The 1,390-nt window shown below is 44.4% G+C and carries 1 protein-coding gene; it reads right to left on the reverse strand.

The genetic code is table 11. The annotated features are described in order from the left end of the window. On the reverse strand, positions 1 to 1,364 hold a 1,364-nt coding region (locus BLS38_RS12795; protein WP_213030523.1), incomplete at its 3' end, for a phage late control D family protein. Positions 1,365 to 1,390 lie beyond the last annotated feature (26 nt).

Genomic DNA, 1,390 nt, shown 5'->3' on the forward strand with positions numbered 1-1,390 from the left:
ACAACAGGTTTGTGCTGTTTCGGGTGGTACTCTGGAATAATGGCCACATGGCGACGCTGTAGAATCAGATGATTGGCTTGACGTTCATCCTGCTTGAGATGTGCAAGCGTGCTCGGTTGCCAATCACTTTGGTGGACGAGTGCTTGTATCTGTTGGTTAAGGTCTTTAGGTAGGTTATTTTGGTTATAAAATATTTTACCTGTAATAATAAACTCGTGGTCTTTTTCTGTATCTTGGGTAGTGTCTTTTGATCGGTCAAAGGCATGTAAAACCTTATCAATCACCCCTTGAGATTGCAATTTAAACCAGTATCCGACCTGCGCATCACGCACTGTACTTGTGGCAGTGAATTGCTTGGCATGTAGTGCATAAGATTGACTAAGCTGTTGGTTGAAGCGTTCCACTTGATGGTGGCTTGCGGCTGTTGCATCGTCGGTATTTTCAAAATCTGTCACCCATGCCGGGCTAAAGTGCCATGCTTGCTCTAAACCCAAACTGCTGTGATTGTGTTGTTCGCTCTGTTGATGTGTGCTTATGATACTGCCTGCACCTTCTTCAACTTCAAGACGGTCTGCATGCCAGCGTTGCACGTGTACTGCTGTGGGTTGAAGTTGGCGTTGTGCAATTAAACTGCTGATCGTGTCATAAGGCTGAACAGCACTACTGCGATGGTGTGCAATACTTTGACGGGTTAAACGGCTGTACTGGGCATTATCATCAATTAGCTTGAATGTTTGCGCCTGAATAGGGCTATGCACTGAGGTAACCATCGGCTCAGGTTCATCAATAAGCCAGTTAATGCCTTCACTGCGCAGTAAGCGGGTGATAAAGTGATGGTCACTTTCATTCGATTGCATGGTGAATGGGCGAATGTCATATGTTTTACTTAACCCTGTTCGATCGAGGGTAAGACTTGAAGCAAATAGACTGCTTTTGTTTTGCCATTCTTGAAATAGGGTCTGCACAATATCGATCACCGATTTATTCATAAATACACGTGAGTTACGACGGTGATGCCATAGTGCGGTGGCATCTTCAACTTGAAGGCGGTATAGGGTCAGTGAGCCATCGCTTGATCCAACATCTGCTTGAGTGACAATGCCTGTGATTCGACTGAGTTTGGATTGATCTGTAACCACATCCACAGCCACCTGACTGCCAATAAATTGTTTGAGGGCGATGTTGGGGACATTCGATAAACAGATTAACTGAAGCTTGATGCCCTGATTGAGGTGGTGCGTACCATCGACACGTTGTAAAAAGACTTGGCTATTGAGTATTTTATGGCTAAATTGTATGTGTATAGCACGATTTTTCGCCCCAATACCGAGTTTTTCGAGCAGGGTGTCTATAGTGTGATACATAATGCACTTTGTGTATTTAAGTTGAT

It is taken from the genome of Acinetobacter boissieri (assembly GCF_900096955.1).
Lineage (GTDB): Bacteria > Pseudomonadota > Gammaproteobacteria > Pseudomonadales > Moraxellaceae > Acinetobacter > Acinetobacter boissieri.